This window comes from Streptomyces sp. NPDC002676, from assembly GCF_053592455.1.
The window spans coordinates 56,652-74,852 of the sequence record NZ_JBSFVT010000009.1; the positions used below are offsets into that span (position 1 = coordinate 56,652).

Here is an 18,201-nt window from a genome sequence, read left to right on the forward strand (position 1 = left end):
CCGAGTACAGGCTGGCGTGAACTCGACCCCGGTGGGAGCATTTTCGTCATGCACATGTACCTGGTGATCGCGGACCTGCTGGTCGTGACGCTGATGGTGGGTTTCGGTATCGCGGGCATCACGACCGGCTGGGTGGTCCCGTTCGGCCGGCACCGGGTCCTGCGGCCGAAGCTGTGGGGTTACGGCCAGCTGACGGCTGCGGTCGGGCTGTCCCTGTGGACGTTCCTCGGGACGATCCCGGGCAGGGCCGATCCGCTCCCGGTCCTCGGCTGGGTCGTGTTCATGGGGGGCATGGTCGTCCAACTGCTCGCCCAGGCTCCCGGCCGCACCCCGAAGACCGGCAACGCGAAGACCGGCGCTACGAAGTCCGCCTCCTGATCTTCGAGCCCAGCCACACCAGCGGGTCGTACTTGCGGTCGACCGCCGCCTCCTTCATCGGGATCAGGGCGTTGTCGGTGATCTTGATGCCCTCCGGGCAGACCTCGGTGCAGCACTTGGTGATGTTGCAGTAGCCGAGGCCGTGGTCGTCCTGGGCGGAGTTCGCGCGGTCCAGGCCGGTCTCGGCGGCCGAGTCCAGCGGATGCATGTCCAGTTCCGCGACCCGCATCAGGAAGCGCGGGCCCGCGAACGCCTGCTTGTTCTCCTCGTGGTCGCGGACCACATGGCAGGTGTCCTGGCACAGGAAGCACTCGATGCACTTGCGGAACTCCTGCGAGCGGTCCACGTCCTCCTGGAACATGCGGTACTCGCCGGGCCCGACCCCCGTCGGCGGCACGAACGCCGGAACCTCCCTGGCCTTCTGGTAGTTGAAGCCGACGTCCGTCACCAGGTCGCGGATCACCGGGAAGCCGCGCATCGGAGTCACCGTGATCGTCTCGGCGCGGTCGAAGACCGACATGCGGGTCATGCACATCAGCCGCGGGCGGCCGTTGATCTCCGCCGAGCACGAACCGCACTTGCCCGCCTTGCAGTTCCAGCGCACGGCCAGGTCCGGGGCCTGGGTCGCCTGGAGACGGTGGATGATGTCGAGGACCACCTCGCCGTCGTGGACCTCGACCGTGAAGTCCCCCAGGCCGCCGCCCTCGACATCGCCCCGCCACACCTTGAAACGGGCCTCGTAGCTGCTCACTCGTACAACTCCTCTTCGGCGAAGTACTTGACCAGCTCCTCCTTCTCGAAGAGGGCGAGCAGGTCCGGGCGGACGGGTTCGGTGGTCTCACGGGCGAGGCGGATCTGGCCGCGCGCGGGGTCGGTGGCCGCGAGGCCCCCGGTGGGGTCGGCGAGCGAGCACAGGAGGTTCACGCCCCGCCAGGCGCGGTCCATCGCAGGACGGTCCTCGCGGGTGTGCCCGCCGCGCGACTCGGTGCGCTCCAGCGCGGCCCGTGCCACGCACTCGCTGACCAGCAGCATGTTCCGCAGGTCCAGGGCGAGGTGCCAGCCGGGGTTGAACTGGCGGTGTCCCTCGACGCCGGCCCGGCGGGCCCGTACCCGCAGCTCGGCCAGCTTCGCCAGCGCGTGCTCCATCTCGCCCTCGCGGCGGATGATGCCGACCAGGTCGTTCATGGTCTGCTGGAGTTCCTGGTGCAGGGTGTACGGGTTCTCCGGCGGGCCCGCCTCGCCCTCCGACTCGGCGGAGAAGGGCCGCAGCGCCTCCGCGGACGCCGTGTTGACCTGGGCGTCGTCCACAGCCGGGCGGCCGTCGGCGAGGCCCGCCGCGTACTCGGCCGCGTGCCAGCCCGCCCGGCGCCCGAAGACCAGCAGGTCGGAGAGCGAGTTGCCGCCGAGCCGGTTGGAGCCGTGCATACCGCCGGCCACCTCACCGGCCGCGAACAGCCCCGGTACCCCGCGCGCGGCGGCCGTGTCGGAGTCGACCGCGATGCCGCCCATCACGTAGTGGCAGGTCGGCCCGACCTCCATCGCCTCCGCGGTGATGTCGACGTCCGCCAGCTCCTTGAACTGGTGGTACATGGAGGGCAGCCGGCGCCGGATGACCTCGGCGGGCATGCGCGTGGATACGTCCAGGAAGACCCCGCCGTGCGGGGAGCCGCGGCCCGCCTTCACCTCGGCGTTGATCGCCCGGGCCACCTCGTCGCGGGGGAGCAGCTCCGGCGGGCGCCGGTTGTTGTCCGGGTCGTCGTACCAGCGGTCGCCCTCCTCCTCGGACTCCGCGTACTTCTCCTTGAAGACGTCCGGGATGTAGTCGAACATGAACCGCTTGCCCTCGGAGTTGCGGAGCACCCCGCCGTCCCCGCGCACGGACTCCGTGACGAGGATGCCCTTGACCGACGGCGGCCAGACCATGCCCGTCGGATGGAACTGCACGAACTCCATGTTCAGCAGCGGCGCACCCGCGAGCAGGGCGAGGGCGTGGCCGTCGCCGGTGTACTCCCACGAGTTGGAGGTCACCTTGAAGGACTTTCCGATGCCGCCCGTCGCGACCACGACCGCGGGTGCCTCCAGGACGAAGAAACGGCCGCTCTCGCGGTCGTAGGCGAAGACCCCGGAGACACGGCCCGCGGCGGAGCCGCTGTCGGATGCGGTGTCCTTGAGGATGCGGGTGACCGTGCACTCCTGGAAGACCTTCAGCCGCGACTCGTAGTCCCCGGTCTCCTTGAAGTCCTCCTGCTGGAGGGCGACGATCTTCTGCTGGAGGGTGCGGATCAGCTCCAGGCCCGTACGGTCGCCTACGTGCGCCAGGCGCGGGTACTCGTGGCCGCCGAAGTTGCGCTGCGAGATCCGGCCGTCCTTCGTACGGTCGAACAGCGCGCCCCAGGTCTCCAGCTCCCACACCCGGTCCGGGGCCTCCTGGGCGTGCAGCTCGGCCATCCGCCACTGGTTCAGGAACTTGCCGCCGCGCATCGTGTCGCGGAAGTGGACCTGCCAGGTGTCGTGCTCGTTGACGTTGGCCATGGCCGCCGCGATGCCGCCCTCGGCCATCACCGTGTGCGCCTTGCCGAACAGCGACTTGCAGATCACCGCCGTACGGGCGCCCCGCTCGCGCGCCTCGATCGCGGCCCGCAGCCCGGCGCCCCCGGCCCCGACCACGACGACGTCCCACTCCTGCCGGTCCACCACGGACATCGATCAGTCCCTATTCACTAGATTCACTAGAAGAAGCGCGGATCGTCGAAGACGCCAGACGCGACCAGGTACACGTAAAGGTCGACGAGCGCGATGCTCACCAGCGACGTCCAGGCGAGCAGCATGTGGCGGGCGTTGAGCCTGCCCACGAACTGCCAGGCCTTGTAGCGCACCGGGTGTTTGGAGAAGTGCCGGAGCTTGCCGCCGACGATGTGCCGGCAGGAGTGGCAGGAGACGGTGTACGCCCAGATCAGCACGGCGTTGACCAGGAAGAAGACGGTGCCGAGGCCCATGTGGCCCCAGCGGTCGTGAGTGTCCCGGAAGGACAGCACGGTGTCGTAGGTCAGCACGCCGGCGATGAGCACGGCCGCGTACAGGAAGTACCGGTGGACGTTCTGCAGGATCAGCGGGAAGCGCGTCTCGCCGGTGTACGTCCGGTGCGGCTCGGCCACCGCGCAGGCGGGCGGGGACGCCCAGAAGCTGCGGTAGTAGGCCTTGCGGTAGTAGTAGCAGGTCAGGCGGAAGCCCAGCGGGAAGATCAGGATGATGATCGCGGGGGACAGCCCCCACCAGCTTCCGAAGACGTCGGCGTTCGGGCCCGCGTGCATCGGCTTGCAGTTGTGCGCCAGGCACGGCGAGTAGAACGGCGAGACGTACGGCGGCGCGTAGTAGTCCGCGTTCGCGAAGGCCCGCCAGGTCGAGTACACGACGAAGACGAACAGACCGGCCGCGGTGGCGGCGGGGGCCAGCCACCAGCGGTCGGTGCGCAGATGCGAGGCGGCGATCGCGGCGCGCGTACCGGTGCGTACGCCGCCGCGGCTCTGTTGGGGTTCCGTACCAGTGGCCAAGGGATGCTCCGCTTCCGAGGCTCTGTCGGTTCGGGGCGGACGGGGTCGGGGTCGGCGGGATCAGGGCGCGTGGCGGTCGCGGGCGCCCAGACCCTCGTCGTCCGTGTCCGTCCACAGGCTGATGTCGTACGGCTTGTCGGAGATGGTGACGAGGTCGGGGCGGCGCGGAGCGCTCGAGCCGGCGGACGACTCGCGCAGCAGCGCCACGCTTTCGCTCAGATGGTCGGCGTCCATCCGGACCCGGCGCATGTCCAGGCCGGTGGTGCCGAGGTGCTGTTCCAGGTGTCCCAACGACCGCTGCAGGTCGTCGAGGCAGCGCTGGACCGAGGTGATGTCGTCGGACACGGACATGACGTGACCTCACTTCCACGGGTCCTTCGGGCCCTGGCGGCGACGTTCATGCGCCAGCGAGTCTTGCGCGTCCCACCTGTCGCTGTGAAGGCATGTGCAGCAATTGGCGGAGGTGTGTCGGTGCGCCTCCGCGTGTGTTGCGCCGCACGGGTGGGCTTACCGTCCGTCGTCGCCGTGTCGCCCGCTGTTGACTCATTGTTTCCACTTCAGTGGCCGCATAGATCTGATCAGCTTCATATACAGCCAAAAGTGATCATAACGCCCGCGGCTTCCCGGAGGTACCAGAGATGTCCCACGACGCTGTCAGCTCGCGCGCGGTGATGCGCTCGGTCGCCTTCCTCGCCGCGGGTGCACTCGCGGTGCCCTTCCTCGCCGGCTGCGGCTCGGACGACGAAGAGGCCAGCATCCGCCTCGCACCGCAGGACATCGCCGCCGTCGCCCGCAGCAAGGTCGCCGACGGCGGCACCGTGAAGTGGGCCGTGGACGCCATGCCGGAGACCCTGAACGTCTTCCAGGCCGACGCCGACGCGGGCACCACCCGGATCGCCCAGGCCGTGCTGCCGTCGATGTTCCGGCTCGATGCCAACGGCCGGCCGGTGGCGAATCCCGCCTACCTGGAGTCGGCCAAGGTCATCGAGACCGAGCCGCACCAGGTCGTGCAGTACAAGCTCAACCAGCAGGCGGTGTGGAGCGACGGCCGGGAGATCGGCGCCGCCGACTTCGTCGCCCAGTGGCGCGCCCTGTCCGGCAAGAACAGCGCCTACTGGACCGCCCGGAACGCCGGCTACGACCGCATCGCCAAGATCGAGCGCGGCGCCAACGACCTCCAGGTCCAGGTCACCTTCAGCCGCCCCTACGCCGACTGGAAGTCGCTGTTCTCGCCGCTGTACCCGAAGGACGTCATGGGCACCCCGGACGCCTTCAACGACGGCGCCCGGCGCAAGCTGGCGGTCACCGCCGGCCCGTTCGAGGTGGCGAAGATCGACACCGCCGCCAAGGATGTCGTCCTCGACCGCAACCCGCGCTGGTGGGGCCGGCCCGCCAAGCTGAACGAGATCGTGCTGCACGCCGTACCCCGCGACAAGCGGGCCGACGCGCTCGCCGACGGCAGCGTGGACCTCGCCGACATCGACCCCACCGAGGCCGAGCGGATCGGCCTCGCCGGCCGCGCGAAGGGCACCGGCACCCCGCTGCAGGGCGCCGGGAAGACCTCCGCCAAGAAGCTGCGGGGCTGGGCGCTCGCGCACGGCTTCGGCTCCGACGAGATCAAGGCCGGCCGGAAGAAGCCGGCCCAGGCGATCAGCCGGTACCTGGAGGAGCAGGAGGCGCTGAGTGACGTCGACGTCCGCAGGTCGCTGGAGCCCGCGTACACCCAGCTCGCCCTCAACGGCTCCGCAGGCCCCCTCGCCGACGAGCGCGTGCGGCGGGCCGTCGCCCGCGCCATCAACCGCGAGGAACTGACCAGGCTGGTGCTCACCCCGCTGGGCCTGCCTGCCGTCCCGGTCGGCAGCCACCTCGCCCTGGCCGGGCAGACCGACTACGCCGACAACAGCGGCGCCCTCGGCGGCCAGGACACCAAGGAGGCGCAGGCGCTGCTCACCGACGCCGGCTGGGTGGCGGGCGGGCACGTCAGCCCACCGCCGCCGAAGACCGAGCCGAAGAAGGGGCAGAAGGCGGCCGGCCCCCAGAGCCGGAACGAGAAGCCGTCCGACGGCGGCAAGGACGGCCAGTACATCGTCGGCGAGGACAACAAGAGGGGGGATGACAAGAGCGGGGACGGCAAGGGCGGGGACGACCGGAGCGGGCGGCACGCGCCGGCCGATGACCGGCAGGAGAAGGGCGACGAGGGCGGCAGACACCTCGCGCAGGAGGGCCGCAACGGCGGCGCCCCGGGCGCGTACGCCCCCAAGGGCACGGCCGCGCCGGCCGGCGCGAAGGTCGCGCCGCTCGCCAAGAACGGCAAGGCGCTCGCCCTGCGCTTCGTGCTCCCCTCCGGCCCCGGCTCGGAGACCCTGAACGCCGTCGCCGGGCGGATCGCGGCGATGCTGGAGAAGGTCGGCATCAGCACGACGATCACCAAGGTCTCGGACGCGAGCTACTTCAAGGACCACATCGCCGCCGGCGACTTCGACCTCGCCCTGTACTCCTGGCCGTCCTCCGCCTTCCCGGCCACCGACGCCCGGCCCGTCTACGCCAAGCCGGCACCGGCCGCCGACGGCTCGGTGAACATCGAGCAGAACTACACCCGGGTCGGCACGGACCAGATCGACCAGCTCTTCGACGAGGCCGCCGCCACGCTGGACGAGGATGAGGCCCGTGACCTGATCCGCAAGGCCGACTCCCGGATCTGGGTCGCCGCCGGCTCGATCCCGCTCTACCAGCGCCCGCAGCTGGTGGGCGTCCGGAAGAACCTGGTCAACGCGGGTGCGTTCGGTTTCCAGACACCGATCTACGAGGACATGGGCTACCTGAAGAAGGGCGCGAAGGTGGCGCAGGGTCCCAAGCCGAGCTGACCGGCCGGACCGACCGGCAGTACTACCCCCCGGACCTGCGGAAACGACCCTGAGGAAGCCGACACCCTCAGGGCCACGTAACATGGGGTGAGGCCGTGGCATGTCAAGCCCGGCAGGCCCGCGTCACACGGACGTACCAGCAGGGCCTTCTCACCACTCCGGGAGTACGCCGCAATATGGCCACGCGCCACGACATCCGCAACGTCGCCATCGTCGCCCACGTCGACCACGGCAAGACCACCATCGTCGACGGCATGCTGAAGCAGGCCGGTGCCTTCGCCGCCCATCAGCTCGAAGGCGTCGACGACCGCATGATGGACTCGAACGACCTGGAGCGTGAGAAGGGCATCACGATCCTCGCCAAGAACACGGCGGTCAAGTACCACCCGAAGGACGGCGGGGAGCCCATCACCATCAACATCATCGACACCCCCGGCCACGCCGACTTCGGCGGCGAGGTCGAGCGCGGTCTGTCGATGGTCGACGGTGTCGTGCTGCTGGTGGACGCCTCCGAGGGCCCGCTGCCGCAGACCCGCTTCGTGCTGCGCAAGGCGCTCCAGCAGCGCCTGCCCGTCATCCTGTGCATCAACAAGACGGACCGCCCGGACTCCCGCATCGACGAGGTCGTCAACGAGACCTACGACCTCTTCCTCGACCTGGACGCGGACGAGGACCAGATCGAGTTCCCGATCGTCTACGCCTGCGGCCGTGACGGCATCGCCTCGCTGACCAAGCCGGACAACGGCACGGTCCCGGCCGACAGCGACAGCCTGGAGCCGTTCTTCTCCACGATCCTGGAGCACATCCCGGCCCCCACGTACGAGGAGGACGCGCCGCTCCAGGCCCACGTCACCAACCTCGACGCGGACAACTTCCTCGGCCGTATCGCGCTGCTGCGCGTGGAGCAGGGCGAGCTGCGCAAGGGCCAGACGGTCGCGTGGATCAAGCGCGACGGCTCCATCAGCAACGTCCGCATCTCCGAGCTGATGATGACCGAGGCGCTCACCCGCAAGCCCGCCGAGGTGGCCGGCCCGGGTGACATCTGCGCCGTCGCCGGTATCCCCGACATCATGATCGGCGAGACCCTGGCCGACACCGAGAACCCGGTCGCGCTGCCGCTGATCACGGTGGACGAGCCGGCGATCTCCATGGTCATCGGTACGAACACCTCGCCGCTGGTCGGCCGTGGCGGCACCGGCAAGGGCGCCGACGCGAAGTCGGCCGTCAAGGACCGCAAGGTCACCGCCCGCCAGGTCAAGGACCGCCTGGAGCGCGAGCTGATCGGTAACGTCTCGCTGCGCGTCCTCGACACCGACCGCCCGGACGCCTGGGAGGTCCAGGGCCGTGGTGAGCTGGCGCTCGCCATCCTGGTCGAGCAGATGCGCCGCGAGGGCTTCGAGCTGACCATCGGCAAGCCGCAGGTGGTCACCAAGGAGGTCGACGGCAAGGTCCACGAGCCGGTCGAGCGCATGACGATCGACGTGCCCGAGGAGCACATGGGCGCCGTCACGCAGCTCATGGGTGTCCGCAAGGGCCGCATGGACAACATGTCCAACCACGGCTCGGGCTGGGTCCGCATGGAGTTCGTGGTGCCGTCCCGCGGTCTGATCGGCTTCCGTACCGAGTTCCTGACCCAGACCCGCGGCACCGGCATCGGCCACTCCATCCACGAGGGCCACGAGCCCTGGTTCGGCACGCTGCAGACCCGCAACAACGGCTCGCTGGTCGCCGACCGCTCCGGCGCCGTCACCGCGTTCGCGATGACGAACCTCCAGGAGCGCGGCGTGCTCTTCGTGGATCCGGGCACCGAGGTGTACGAGGGCATGATCGTCGGCGAGAACTCCCGCTCCGACGACATGGACGTCAACATCACCAAGGAGAAGAAGCTCACGAACATGCGGTCGTCGTCGGCCGACTCGTTCGAGGCGATCGTCCCGCCGCGCAAGCTGTCGCTGGAGCAGTCGCTGGAGTTCTGCCGCGACGACGAGTGCGTCGAGGTGACCCCGGAGGCCGTTCGCATCCGCAAGGTCAACCTCGACCAGCGTGAGCGCGCCCGCGCCGCGAGCCGCGCCAAGCACGGCTGATCCGCCGGCTGATCCAGCCGATCAGAACCCGGGTGCCCCCAAGGATGGGGGCACCCGGGTTTTTTGCAACCGGTTTTCCGGCCCCCCACCCGCCCGTAGTGTCCGGAATGCGGAGAACCTCGCCCGATAGCCATGTAACACGTCCGTTTCGCGGCTTCTCTCGCCGAACGGTTTGTCCACTTATTGGAAGTTCTTCGTGTGAGCTGTGACTGAATTGAGATTTTAGAACGGTGGTCGCCACCTGACTCATGCCAGATAGTTAGCCGCGTAGCGCTCGGGTCAATGGGTCTCGCGCACTGTGGGGACAGTGTGCCGACTCACGAGCACCAGGGGGTGTCTGACCCTCCGTCAGGGGTGTCGGAGGGAAGACGGAAGCCCTCTCCTGTTGGTGAACACGTGTAGTCATGAGGAGGAACCCCCCATGCGCGGTGTCACGAGCACCAAATGGGTCAGTTCGTCGCTTCCAGCAGTGTGAACCGGTCGTAGAACTACGCGCGTCCTTCAGGGGTTCCGCGCGTCCTCGGAGTACCCGGGTACCACTCACACTCATACCTGTGAAACGGACGAACCGTGACAAGTCCTATCGACATTGAGGGCGGCGGGAGTTCGGTCGTCGTCGGCGGCACGCCAGGGCCGACGGCGGCGAACGAGACCGTCCAGCTCGAAGGCCGGTCCCCCGGCCAGCTGATGTGGCTGCGCTTCAAGCGCGACCGCACGGGTGTCATCTCGGCCTACGTCGTGGGCTTCTTCTTTCTGATCGGCCTGCTCGCCCCGCTGATCGCCAAGCTGTACGGCAAGGATCCGTACACGGTGTACGCGGACGAGCGGCCCGAACTCTTCGACAGCGCCGGCGTGCCGGTGCACCCCAACGGCGGGATCAGCAGCGACTTCTGGTTCGGCCTCGAACCGGGCAACGGCTACGACGTCTTCACCAAGCTGCTCTACGGCATCCGCACCTCGCTGATGATCTCGGTCGCCGTCACCATCGCGGTGGTGGTCACCGGCATCCTGCTCGGTGTCGCGGCCGGCTACCTCGGCGGCAGGGCCGACTACGCCATCGGACGGGTCATCGACTTCCTGCTCGCCTTCCCGGCCCAGCTGTTCTTCATCGCGAGCATGCCGGTCGTGGTCTCACTCTTCGTCAGCCCGCGTGACGAAACACCGACTTACGTCCGCGTGGTCGCGCTCATCCTCGTCCAGTGGTTCCTGGGCTGGATGGGCCTCGGCCGCATCCTGCGCGGCACCGCACTCTCCCTGCGCGAACGGGAGTTCATCGAGGCGGCCAAGGTGAGCGGGGCCTCCTCGTGGCGGATCATCCGCAAGGAGATACTGCCGAACGTCGTCACCCCGCTGCTGGTGCAGGCGACGTATCTGCTGCCCGGCTTCGTCACCGCCGAGGCCGGCCTGTCCTACCTGGGCGTGGGCATCGTCGAACCGACCCCGGACTGGGGGCAGATGTTCGCGAAGGCGTCCACGGAGCTGGTGATGCGGAACGACATCACCTACATGTTCTTCCCCGGCATCTCGATGATCATCTTCATCGTGGCGTTCAACCTGCTCGGGGACTCGGTCAGAGACGCCTTCGACCCCAAGACCGCGCGCTGACCAGCACTCGCACATCAACTGCACTCGCACATCAACTGCACTCGCACATCAACTGCACGGAAAACAGAGGCAGTTCTTCCGCACTGGTGACACTTCGATCGCACTGGTGACACACAGATGGGTGGGAATCTTCGTGATGAGTAGGGGCGGACGCCACGTCTACGGCGCACTCTCCATGCTCGCGGCCGGAGCTCTTGTGCTCACCGGTTGCAGCAAGGGCGGCAGCGACAGCGGCGGCGACACCAAGAAGGACAAGCAGAACGCCAAGCGGCAGCAGGCGTCCATCAAGTTCGGTGACGCCGCCGACTCCACGGGTCCCGCGCCGGACGTGCCCGGCGCCAAGCCCGGCGGGACGATGGAAGTACTCCAGCGCGACAGCTACGCCCACCTCGACCCGGCACAGATCTACGTCTCCGACGAGGGCTCGCTCGCGACCCTGCTCCACAGAGGCCTCACCGGGTACAAGGCCACCAACAACGACGGCAGCGGCCACGAGGTGGTCGGCGACCTCGCCACCGACTCCGGCACCACTACCGACGGCGGCATGACCTGGAAGTACACCCTCAAGGACGGCATCAAGTTCCAGGACGGCTCGCCGATCACGTCCAAGGACGTCCGGCACACCATCGAGCGGCTCTTCGCACCGTTCATCAACCAGGGCCCCACCTACGTCCAGCAGTGGCTGGCCGACACCCCGGGCGCCAAGTACCGCAACCTCCTCAAGGGCGGCCCGTACAAGGGCAAGCACCTGCCCGGCTCCGTCCTGGAGACCCCGGACGACAAAACGATCGTCTTCCACTTCAAGAAGCCGCACCCGGACCTGCCGTACGCGCTGGCCATGGCGGGCTACGCCGTCGTCTCCCAGAAGGGCGACACCAAGGAGCGCTACGACAAGGCGCCGCTGGTGACCGGACCGTACAAGGTCCAGTCGTTCAAGTCCGGCAAGTCCATGGTGCTGGTGAAGAACACCAACTGGGACCCGAAGACGGACCCGATCCGCCACCAGTACGTGGACCAGTTCAACTTCACCTTCAACCAGCAGTTCGAGACGTCCACCAAGGCGCTGCTCGCCGACAGCGGCGCGGACCAGACCGGCATCAGCTTCAACAACCAGGTCGACGCGGGCAACCTGTCCCAGGTGCTGCGCGACCCGAAGATGAAGTCCCGCACGGTCTCCGGCTACCAGCCGTACGTGGGCCAGATGAACATCAACATGAGCCACCCGGCCATGCAGGACAAGACGGTCCGCGAGGCCATCGCCTACGCCCTGCCGATCACCCCGTTCGTGCGCGCCTACGGCGGCACCGACGCCATGGAGGTCGCCGGCGGCCTGATCTCCCCGACCGTCTCCGGCTACAACGCCGCCTTCGACCCGTGGGGCAAGAAGAAGAACCCCGCCGGTGACGCGGCCAAGGCCAAGGCCCTGCTGAAGAAGGCCGGCAAGCTCGGCATGAAGCTGACCTTCGGCTACATCAACACGCCCGAGGGCCAGCAGTACTCCACCGCCATGGCCGCGGGCCTGAAGAAGGCCGGCTTCAACGTCCAGCGCCAGGAGATCCCGGCCGAGACCTACTACGACCAGGTCTCCAAGCTGAACAACAACTACGACATCTTCCACACCGCGTGGGGTGCCGACTGGCCGTCCTCCCTGACCGTGATCCCGCCGCTGTACGACGGCCGGGTCATCGCCAACGGCGCGCAGAACTACTCGCAGGTCAACGACCCGACGGTCAACAGCGAGATCGACCGGATCAGCACGATCACCGACCCGGTCAAGTCCGCGGCCGAGTGGGAGAAGCTCGACGAGCACCTCGTCAAGGACGTCGTCAACGTCGTCCCGACCGCGTACTACAAGCAGACGCAGATCGCCGGTTCCCGGGTCGGCGGCCTCGTCTACGACGACGTGATCGGCGGCGTCGACCCGCGCCGCCTCTTCATCAAGTAACCGTCCCCGTCCGGTACCCGGCGTGTCCGCCCGCCCTATGGGGCGGCGCGCCGGGTACCGTCCGGACCGTCGACGTCAAAGGCTGCCACCTGCCATGCTGCGCTTCCTCGTCCGCCGGACCCTCGGTGCCGTCGTCATCCTCTTCCTGCTGAGCATCGTCGCGTTCCTGCTGTTCTTCGGGGTGCCCCGGGACCCGGCGCTGCTCATGTGCGGCAAGACCTGCAACCCGGACAGCATCGCCAACATCCACCATGTGCTCGGCCTCGACAAGTCGATCCCCGAGCAGTACTGGATCTTCCTGCACAACCTCGTCCTGGGGAGCAACGACTTCGCCCAGGGCCCCTGCCCCGCCCCCTGTTTCGGGTACTCGTACCACACCAACGAACAGGTGTGGAGCACGCTGATGGACCGTCTGCCGACCACCGTCTCGCTCACCCTGGGCGGCGCGGTGTGCTTCCTGATCATCGGCCTCGGCACCGGACTGCTCGCCGCCTGGCGGCGCGGCACGCTGATCGACAAGGTGGCCACGGCAGGCGCCATGGTGATCAGTTCCATGCAGATCTACTTCCTGGGCCCGCTGGCCCTGGCCGTCCTCGTCTACCAGACCCACTGGTTGGACAAACCGGCCTACAACGAGTTCACCCATGACCCCGTCACCTGGTTCACCGGCCTGATCCTGCCCTGGGTCGTCCTCTCCACGATCTTCGCCGCGCAGTACACCCGTATGTCGCGCTCGTCGATGATCGAACAGCTCCAGGAGGAACACGTCCGCACCGCCCGCGCCAAGGGCATGTCCCGGCGGTACGTCTTCTTCCGCTACGCCTGGCGCGGTTCGCTGATCCCGATCGTCACCATCTTCGGCATCGACCTCGGCTCCCTGCTCGGCGGCGCCATCATCACCGAGTACACCTTCGGCCTGCCGGGCATCGGCCAACTCGCCGTTCAGTCCGTCTTCTTCAGCGATCTGCCGCTGCTGCTCGGCGTGATGCTGTTCTCCGCCACCATGATCCTGCTCTTCAACATCATCGTCGACGCCGCCTACGCCTTCATCGACCCGCGCGTGCGGCTGGCCTAGGCCCGGTAATAGGAGAACTGCCTTTAATGGGAGAACTGCCTTGACCACATTGACCAAGGAGGCCGGTGCTCCGACCCCGGCCGGGACGGGTCCGCTGCTGTCGGTGCGGGACCTGCACGTCAGCTTCAGGACCGAGGACGGCGTCGTACGGGCCGTGGACGGCCTCTCCTTCGACGTGGAGCGCGGCAAGACCCTGGGCATCGTGGGGGAGTCCGGCTCGGGCAAGTCGGTGACGAACCTGACCATCCTCGGCCTGCACAACCCGATGTTCGCCACGATCGAAGGCGAAATCCTGCTCGACGGCCAGGAGTTGACGACGGCCCGCGAGTCCGAGCTGGAGAAGCTGCGCGGCAACAAGGTCGCCATGATCTTCCAGGACCCGCTCACCGCGCTCTCCCCGTACTACACCGTCGGCCGCCAGATCGCCGAGCCGTACATGAAGCACAACCGCGCCTCCAAGAAGGAGGCCTGGGACCGCGCGGTGGAGATGCTCGGCAAGGTCGGCATCCCCAACCCCAGGGAGCGGGCGCGGGACTACCCGCACCAGTTCTCCGGCGGTATGCGGCAGCGCGCGATGATCGCCATGGCCCTGGTCTGCGACCCGGACCTGCTGATCGCCGACGAACCGACGACGGCCCTGGACGTGACGGTCCAGGCGCAGATCCTGGATCTGCTCAAGGACCTGCAGCAGGAGTTCGGCTCGGGCATCGTCTTCATCACCCACGACCTGGGGGTGATCGCCGACATGGCCGACGACATCATGGTGATGTACGCGGGCAGCGCGGTGGAACGAGGCACGGTGAACGAGGTCCTGCGCGCACCCCAACACCCTTACACCTGGGGCTTGTTGAACTCGATGCCGCGCCTCGACTCCGACCTCGGCGCCCCACTGGCCCCGATCCCGGGCACCCCGCCCTCGCTGCTCACCCCGCCGTCCGGCTGCCGCTTCCACCCGCGCTGCACCTTCCAGAACCGGGTGGAGGGCAGGGGCCGCTGCGTGGACGACCGCCCCCTGCTGGCCCCCGACCGGGCCTCGGCCTGCCATCTCACCGCGGACCAGAAGCGGACCATCTTCATCGAGGAGATCAAGCCCCGACTGGGGTAGGTCGCCATAGCTCTTTATAGGAGGAGTCCGTCATGAAAGAGGACCTGGTCCTCCCGGTCCCCCGGGGGCAGGCCGCCGGCCCGGACGGGGAGCCGCTGCTGGAGGTCTCCGGGCTGACCAAGCACTTCCCGGTCAAGGGCGGCTTCCCGATCCGCCGCACGGTCGGTCATGTCCAGGCCGTGGACGGCATCGACCTGACCGTGCACGCCGGCGAGAGCTTCGGTCTGGTGGGGGAGTCGGGCTGCGGCAAGTCCACCACGGGCCGGCTGATCACCCGCCTGCTGGAGCCCACGGCCGGTTCGATCACGTACCGCGGCCGGGACATCAGCCATGCCACGCGCAAGCAGCTGGCGCCCATCCGCTCCGAGATCCAGATGATCTTCCAGGACCCGTACTCGTCCCTGAACCCCCGCCAGACGGTGGGCAAGATCATCTCGGGCCCGATGGAGATCAACGCGATCGAACCGGAGGGCGGAAGGGAGAAGCGAGTCCGCGAACTCCTGGAGATCGTCGGCCTCAACCCCGAGCACTACAATCGCTTCCCGCACGAGTTCTCCGGCGGCCAGCGTCAACGCATCGGCGTGGCAAGGGCGCTGGCGCTGGAACCGAAGCTGATCGTGGCCGACGAACCGGTGTCGGCCCTGGACGTCTCGATCCAGGCCCAGGTGGTGAACCTGCTGCAGAAGGTGCAGCGGGAGCTGGGCATCGCGTTCCTGTTCATCGCCCACGACCTGGCGGTGGTCCGCCACTTCTCGCAGCGTGTGGCGGTCATGTACCTGGGCAAGATCATCGAGGTCGGCGACCGCGAGTCCATCTACGCCCGCCCGCGCCACCCCTACACCCACGCCCTGCTCTCCGCCGTCCCCGAGGTGAACCTCACGGACGACGACGCACCGGCGCGCGAGCGCATCCGCCTGGCCGGTGACGTCCCGTCCCCGATCAACCCGCCCTCCGGCTGCCGCTTCCGCACCCGCTGCTGGAAGGCCCAGGACAAGTGCGCAACGGAGGCCCCGCCGCTCGTCCAGCTCTCCGGCAACCACGACGGCCACCTGACGGCCTGCCACTTCCCGGAGGACCCGACGACGGAGGCCCGGGACGAGGACATCGTGCTGGACCCGGCGCTGGCGGCACTGGAGGAGGCGTCGGACGACTAGAGGGCTAGAGGGCTAGAGGGCTAGGAGGGGGCTGGGGGGCTAGAGGGACGAGGAGGCCACCGCGGCGACGGTGATGATCTCCGGGCTGGCGGGGGTGAGCGGCCCCCGCGCCCAGTCGCCGTACTGCTCGACGACGCTCAGCCCGGCCTCGGCGAGGAAGCCCTCCAGTGTCTCCGCGTCCAGGAAGCGCAGGACACTGTGGCTGACCCGCGGGGCCGGCCAGCCGTCGCCCTCGAAGGTCTCGGTGAAGCGCACCCGGCCGCCGTACGGGCCGTCGCCCTGGACCTCGTGCCACACCCGGACCGGAGTGCCGTCGGCGTCGGTGATCTCGTGGACCCGATCCGGGGTCCACCGCTCCCAGGCACGGGCACCCGGATTCCGGGTCTCGAACACGAACCGCCCCCCGCCGGCGAGCGCCGCACGCACCGCCCGCAGACAGCCGCGGATCTGCTCGTCCGTGACCAGCGCCTGGAAGGCGTGCCCGGTCATGACGGCGAGCCCGAACTCCCCCCGCCAGTCCCGCACCCGGGTGTCCCCGAGCACCCACTCCACCTCCGGGGCGGCCCGACGGGCGTGCACGAGCATGGCGGCAGCGGGATCGAGCCCCACCAGCCGGCCCTCATGCCCCTCGGCCCACGCCTGCCGCAGCAACCGCCCGGTGCCACAGCCGATGTCCAGCACGGAGGGGGCCTGCCTCACCAGGCCGAGGTAGAAGTCGTCACACGCTGCCCAGGGGTTGAGGCGGTCGTACAGCGCTGCGAGCGAGAGATCGGCGTACGAGTGATCTACCACCGCGGCAGTCTGACACGATTCCGATCACCGTGTCAGGGGCATCGGCACTTCTTGAACTGCTCGCTATGTCGGGGGCGTTGAATGTCCGAGCCTAAGTCATCTGGCGACCGGGGGTTCAGCTCGTGCGCAGTTCGTCGAAGCCGAGCAGCATCGCGTCGACGGCGAAGGTGAAGCGCTCCTCGTCGTCCACGCCTGCTCCGTCGCGCGCAGCCCTGGCGATGAGCGGATATCGCTCCGCCTCCAACTCGGCCAGCCAGCCCGTGCCGCCCGACTCGTGCGCGTCCACGACAAGCTGCGCTTCCATGACGGCGTGCCCGATCGCGAAGACCGACAGCGCGTTGAGGGCGTGCAGCGCACGGCCGAGTGGAAAGCCGTTGTCCGTCAGCATGCGCAGGCATGACTCGATGTCGTCGAGCGTCCCCTGGGTGACCGCAGGACGGGAGGCGGCGAGCGGGAGAATGGCCGGATGCCGTAGCAGACCCTCGCGCAGTGCCTTCGCGTACTCACGCAGTGCCTCCTGCCAGTCGGCGGACCCGTCCATCGCCGGTGCGGCAGCTCTGAACACCTGCTCCACCAGCCCGTCGAGCAAGGCGTCCTTGTTCGGGACGTAGTGATAGAGCGTCATCGCCTCGACATCCAGCTGCTGGCCGAGTGAACGCATTGTCAGGGCCTTGAGCCCTCTGCGGTCCACCAGGTCCAGTGCCGCGTCAAGGATTTGCTGCCGGTTCAGTCCTGCGCGCTCGCCACGTCCGCGCCGTGCACCCGGCTTCTCGGCCGTCATGCTTCGCCCTTTCTCTGCACCCCCGAGCGGTTGACTTTCTTACAAGGTAAGGCAAGAATCGACCGCGAGCAAAACTTACGTCGTAAGAATCAATCCGCAATCAATCCGATCGGTCCCCGACACTGCAGGAGTAGAGATGTCCTCCGTCACCGCTACCGCCGTCAGCAGCAAGCAGGTCGTCCACGGCTTCATCGCCGCGCTCAACGACCGCTCGAGCCAGGACTGGGTGCAGTACCTCGCGCCGGATGTGATCGACCACAACAAGATCATCTTTGGTGAGGAGGAAGCGCCGGGCGCCGCGATAGAGGGCTTCCGGCAGCAGCTCGCCGCGTTCAGCACCGAGCACCCGGACGACGGCTTCCGCGTGGAACAGCTCATCGCCGAGGGTGACGAGGTCGTGGCACGGCTTCGGGTGCGCGGCGTCCACAGCGGACACCACCCCCGGATGCCCCAGCCGACCGGCCGGCGTTGTGACGTCGAGCAGATCTGGATCTTCACCGTACGCGCAGGCAGGATCGCCGAGATCCGTGCTGTGAGCGACCGTCTCGGAATGTTCCTGCAGCTCGGCTGGGCCTGGCCGAGCGAGGACTGAGAGAGCGGCACGGTTCCAGGATCAGGTGTCGCGCCAGTTGGGGGGCAGTACGGAGGGGGCCTCCCTCACCAGGCCGAGGAGTGCGTCTCCTTCAGCGCTTCGATGAAGGGGGTGAAGGCTGCGGTGGGGAAGGCAAGGGTTGCTCTGGCGGGGGCCTTTGAGTCGCGGATGGCTATGTGGGTGTCCAGGTCCGCGATCTCGACGCAGGTGTTGCCATCTCCTCCGCCGGAGTACGACGACTTCTGCCAGCGGATGGCGTGGGTCATGCGGGCGCC

The 18,201-nt window shown here is 68.2% G+C and carries 16 protein-coding genes; 9 read left to right on the plus strand and 7 right to left on the minus strand.

Translation table 11 applies throughout. The annotated features are described in order from the left end of the window. Positions 1-48: 48 nt before the first annotated feature. Entirely contained in the window at positions 49-378 is a 330-nt protein-coding gene (locus tag ACWD3E_RS24620; protein ID WP_451389721.1) for a hypothetical protein, read from the plus strand. Here the strand turns inward: ACWD3E_RS24620 and ACWD3E_RS24625 are convergent. From ACWD3E_RS24625 to ACWD3E_RS24640, 4 genes are read right to left on the minus strand one after another with little or no spacing between them, the layout of a single operon-like run. Further along, positions 359-1,129, minus strand: a complete 771-nt coding sequence (locus ACWD3E_RS24625; RefSeq protein WP_451389722.1) for a succinate dehydrogenase/fumarate reductase iron-sulfur subunit — start codon at positions 1,127-1,129, stop codon at positions 359-361. The two genes, ACWD3E_RS24620 and ACWD3E_RS24625, sit on opposite strands and share 20 nt — an antisense overlap. Beyond that, complete coding sequence (locus tag ACWD3E_RS24630) at positions 1,126-3,081, minus strand: fumarate reductase/succinate dehydrogenase flavoprotein subunit (protein ID WP_451389723.1); 1,956 nt, start codon at positions 3,079-3,081, stop codon at positions 1,126-1,128. Before ACWD3E_RS24630 ends, ACWD3E_RS24625 begins: the two co-directional genes overlap by 4 nt. A 26-nt stretch (positions 3,082-3,107) precedes the next feature. Beyond that, positions 3,108-3,929: a hypothetical protein gene (locus tag ACWD3E_RS24635; RefSeq protein ID WP_451389724.1), complete on the minus strand. Its 822-nt coding sequence runs from the start codon at positions 3,927-3,929 to the stop codon at positions 3,108-3,110. A gap of 60 nt (positions 3,930-3,989) precedes the next feature. Beyond that, the gene (locus tag ACWD3E_RS24640) at positions 3,990-4,280 is read right to left on the minus strand and encodes a hypothetical protein (RefSeq protein WP_451389725.1); all 291 of its coding nucleotides are present in this window, start codon (positions 4,278-4,280) and stop codon (positions 3,990-3,992) included. Positions 4,281-4,567: 287 nt separating this feature from the next. On the opposite strand from ACWD3E_RS24640, the gene ACWD3E_RS24645 reads away from it, so the two are divergent. From ACWD3E_RS24645 to ACWD3E_RS24675, 7 genes are all read left to right on the plus strand, one after another. After that, entirely contained in the window at positions 4,568-6,793 is a 2,226-nt protein-coding gene (locus ACWD3E_RS24645) for an ABC transporter family substrate-binding protein (RefSeq protein ID WP_451389726.1), read from the plus strand. Positions 6,794-6,969: 176 nt separating this feature from the next. Continuing rightward, complete coding sequence (gene typA, locus ACWD3E_RS24650) at positions 6,970-8,877, plus strand: translational GTPase TypA (protein ID WP_451389727.1); 1,908 nt, start codon at positions 6,970-6,972, stop codon at positions 8,875-8,877. Between the two features lie 570 nt (positions 8,878-9,447). Beyond that, the gene (locus ACWD3E_RS24655; RefSeq protein ID WP_451389728.1) at positions 9,448-10,482 is read left to right on the plus strand and encodes an ABC transporter permease; all 1,035 of its coding nucleotides are present in this window, start codon (positions 9,448-9,450) and stop codon (positions 10,480-10,482) included. A 136-nt stretch (positions 10,483-10,618) separates the two neighbouring features. Continuing rightward, entirely contained in the window at positions 10,619-12,427 is a 1,809-nt protein-coding gene (locus tag ACWD3E_RS24660) for an ABC transporter substrate-binding protein (protein WP_451389729.1), read from the plus strand. A 94-nt stretch (positions 12,428-12,521) separates the two neighbouring features. Next, positions 12,522-13,502, plus strand: a complete 981-nt coding sequence (locus ACWD3E_RS24665) for an ABC transporter permease (RefSeq protein WP_451389730.1) — start codon at positions 12,522-12,524, stop codon at positions 13,500-13,502. A gap of 40 nt (positions 13,503-13,542) precedes the next feature. Beyond that, positions 13,543-14,607: an ABC transporter ATP-binding protein gene (locus ACWD3E_RS24670; protein ID WP_451389731.1), complete on the plus strand. Its 1,065-nt coding sequence runs from the start codon at positions 13,543-13,545 to the stop codon at positions 14,605-14,607. Between the two features lie 32 nt (positions 14,608-14,639). Continuing rightward, positions 14,640-15,761, plus strand: a complete 1,122-nt coding sequence (locus tag ACWD3E_RS24675; protein WP_451389732.1) for an ABC transporter ATP-binding protein — start codon at positions 14,640-14,642, stop codon at positions 15,759-15,761. Positions 15,762-15,800: 39 nt separating this feature from the next. Here ACWD3E_RS24675 and ACWD3E_RS24680 read toward each other — a convergent pair whose 3' ends face one another. Next, the gene (locus tag ACWD3E_RS24680; protein ID WP_451389733.1) at positions 15,801-16,553 is read right to left on the minus strand and encodes a class I SAM-dependent methyltransferase; all 753 of its coding nucleotides are present in this window, start codon (positions 16,551-16,553) and stop codon (positions 15,801-15,803) included. A 115-nt stretch (positions 16,554-16,668) separates the two neighbouring features. Next, positions 16,669-17,334 (minus strand): TetR/AcrR family transcriptional regulator C-terminal domain-containing protein, encoded by a 666-nt coding sequence (locus ACWD3E_RS24685; RefSeq protein ID WP_451389734.1) that lies wholly within the window; start codon positions 17,332-17,334, stop codon positions 16,669-16,671. A 136-nt stretch (positions 17,335-17,470) separates the two neighbouring features. Between ACWD3E_RS24685 and ACWD3E_RS24690 the strand changes: the two genes are divergently transcribed. Further along, positions 17,471-17,926, plus strand: a complete 456-nt coding sequence (locus ACWD3E_RS24690) for an ester cyclase (protein ID WP_451389735.1) — start codon at positions 17,471-17,473, stop codon at positions 17,924-17,926. A gap of 65 nt (positions 17,927-17,991) precedes the next feature. On the opposite strand, the gene ACWD3E_RS24695 is transcribed toward ACWD3E_RS24690, so the two are convergent. Further along, complete coding sequence (locus ACWD3E_RS24695; RefSeq protein WP_451389736.1) at positions 17,992-18,192, minus strand: DUF397 domain-containing protein; 201 nt, start codon at positions 18,190-18,192, stop codon at positions 17,992-17,994. Positions 18,193-18,201 lie beyond the last annotated feature (9 nt).

Coding starts and splice junctions, on each gene's coding strand:
- ACWD3E_RS24640 (WP_451389725.1), bottom strand. CDS start 4,280: ATGTCCGTGTCCGACGACATCACCTCGGTCCAGCGCTGCCTCGACGAC.
- ACWD3E_RS24620 (WP_451389721.1), top strand. CDS start 49: ATGCACATGTACCTGGTGATCGCGGACCTGCTGGTCGTGACGCTGATG.
- ACWD3E_RS24675 (WP_451389732.1), top strand. CDS start 14,640: ATGAAAGAGGACCTGGTCCTCCCGGTCCCCCGGGGGCAGGCCGCCGGC.
- ACWD3E_RS24630 (WP_451389723.1), bottom strand. CDS start 3,081: ATGTCCGTGGTGGACCGGCAGGAGTGGGACGTCGTCGTGGTCGGGGCC.
- ACWD3E_RS24660 (WP_451389729.1), top strand. CDS start 10,619: ATGAGTAGGGGCGGACGCCACGTCTACGGCGCACTCTCCATGCTCGCG.
- ACWD3E_RS24690 (WP_451389735.1), top strand. CDS start 17,471: ATGTCCTCCGTCACCGCTACCGCCGTCAGCAGCAAGCAGGTCGTCCAC.
- ACWD3E_RS24695 (WP_451389736.1), bottom strand. CDS start 18,192: ATGACCCACGCCATCCGCTGGCAGAAGTCGTCGTACTCCGGCGGAGGA.
- ACWD3E_RS24685 (WP_451389734.1), bottom strand. CDS start 17,334: ATGACGGCCGAGAAGCCGGGTGCACGGCGCGGACGTGGCGAGCGCGCA.
- ACWD3E_RS24665 (WP_451389730.1), top strand. CDS start 12,522: ATGCTGCGCTTCCTCGTCCGCCGGACCCTCGGTGCCGTCGTCATCCTC.
- typA (WP_451389727.1), top strand. CDS start 6,970: ATGGCCACGCGCCACGACATCCGCAACGTCGCCATCGTCGCCCACGTC.
- ACWD3E_RS24645 (WP_451389726.1), top strand. CDS start 4,568: ATGTCCCACGACGCTGTCAGCTCGCGCGCGGTGATGCGCTCGGTCGCC.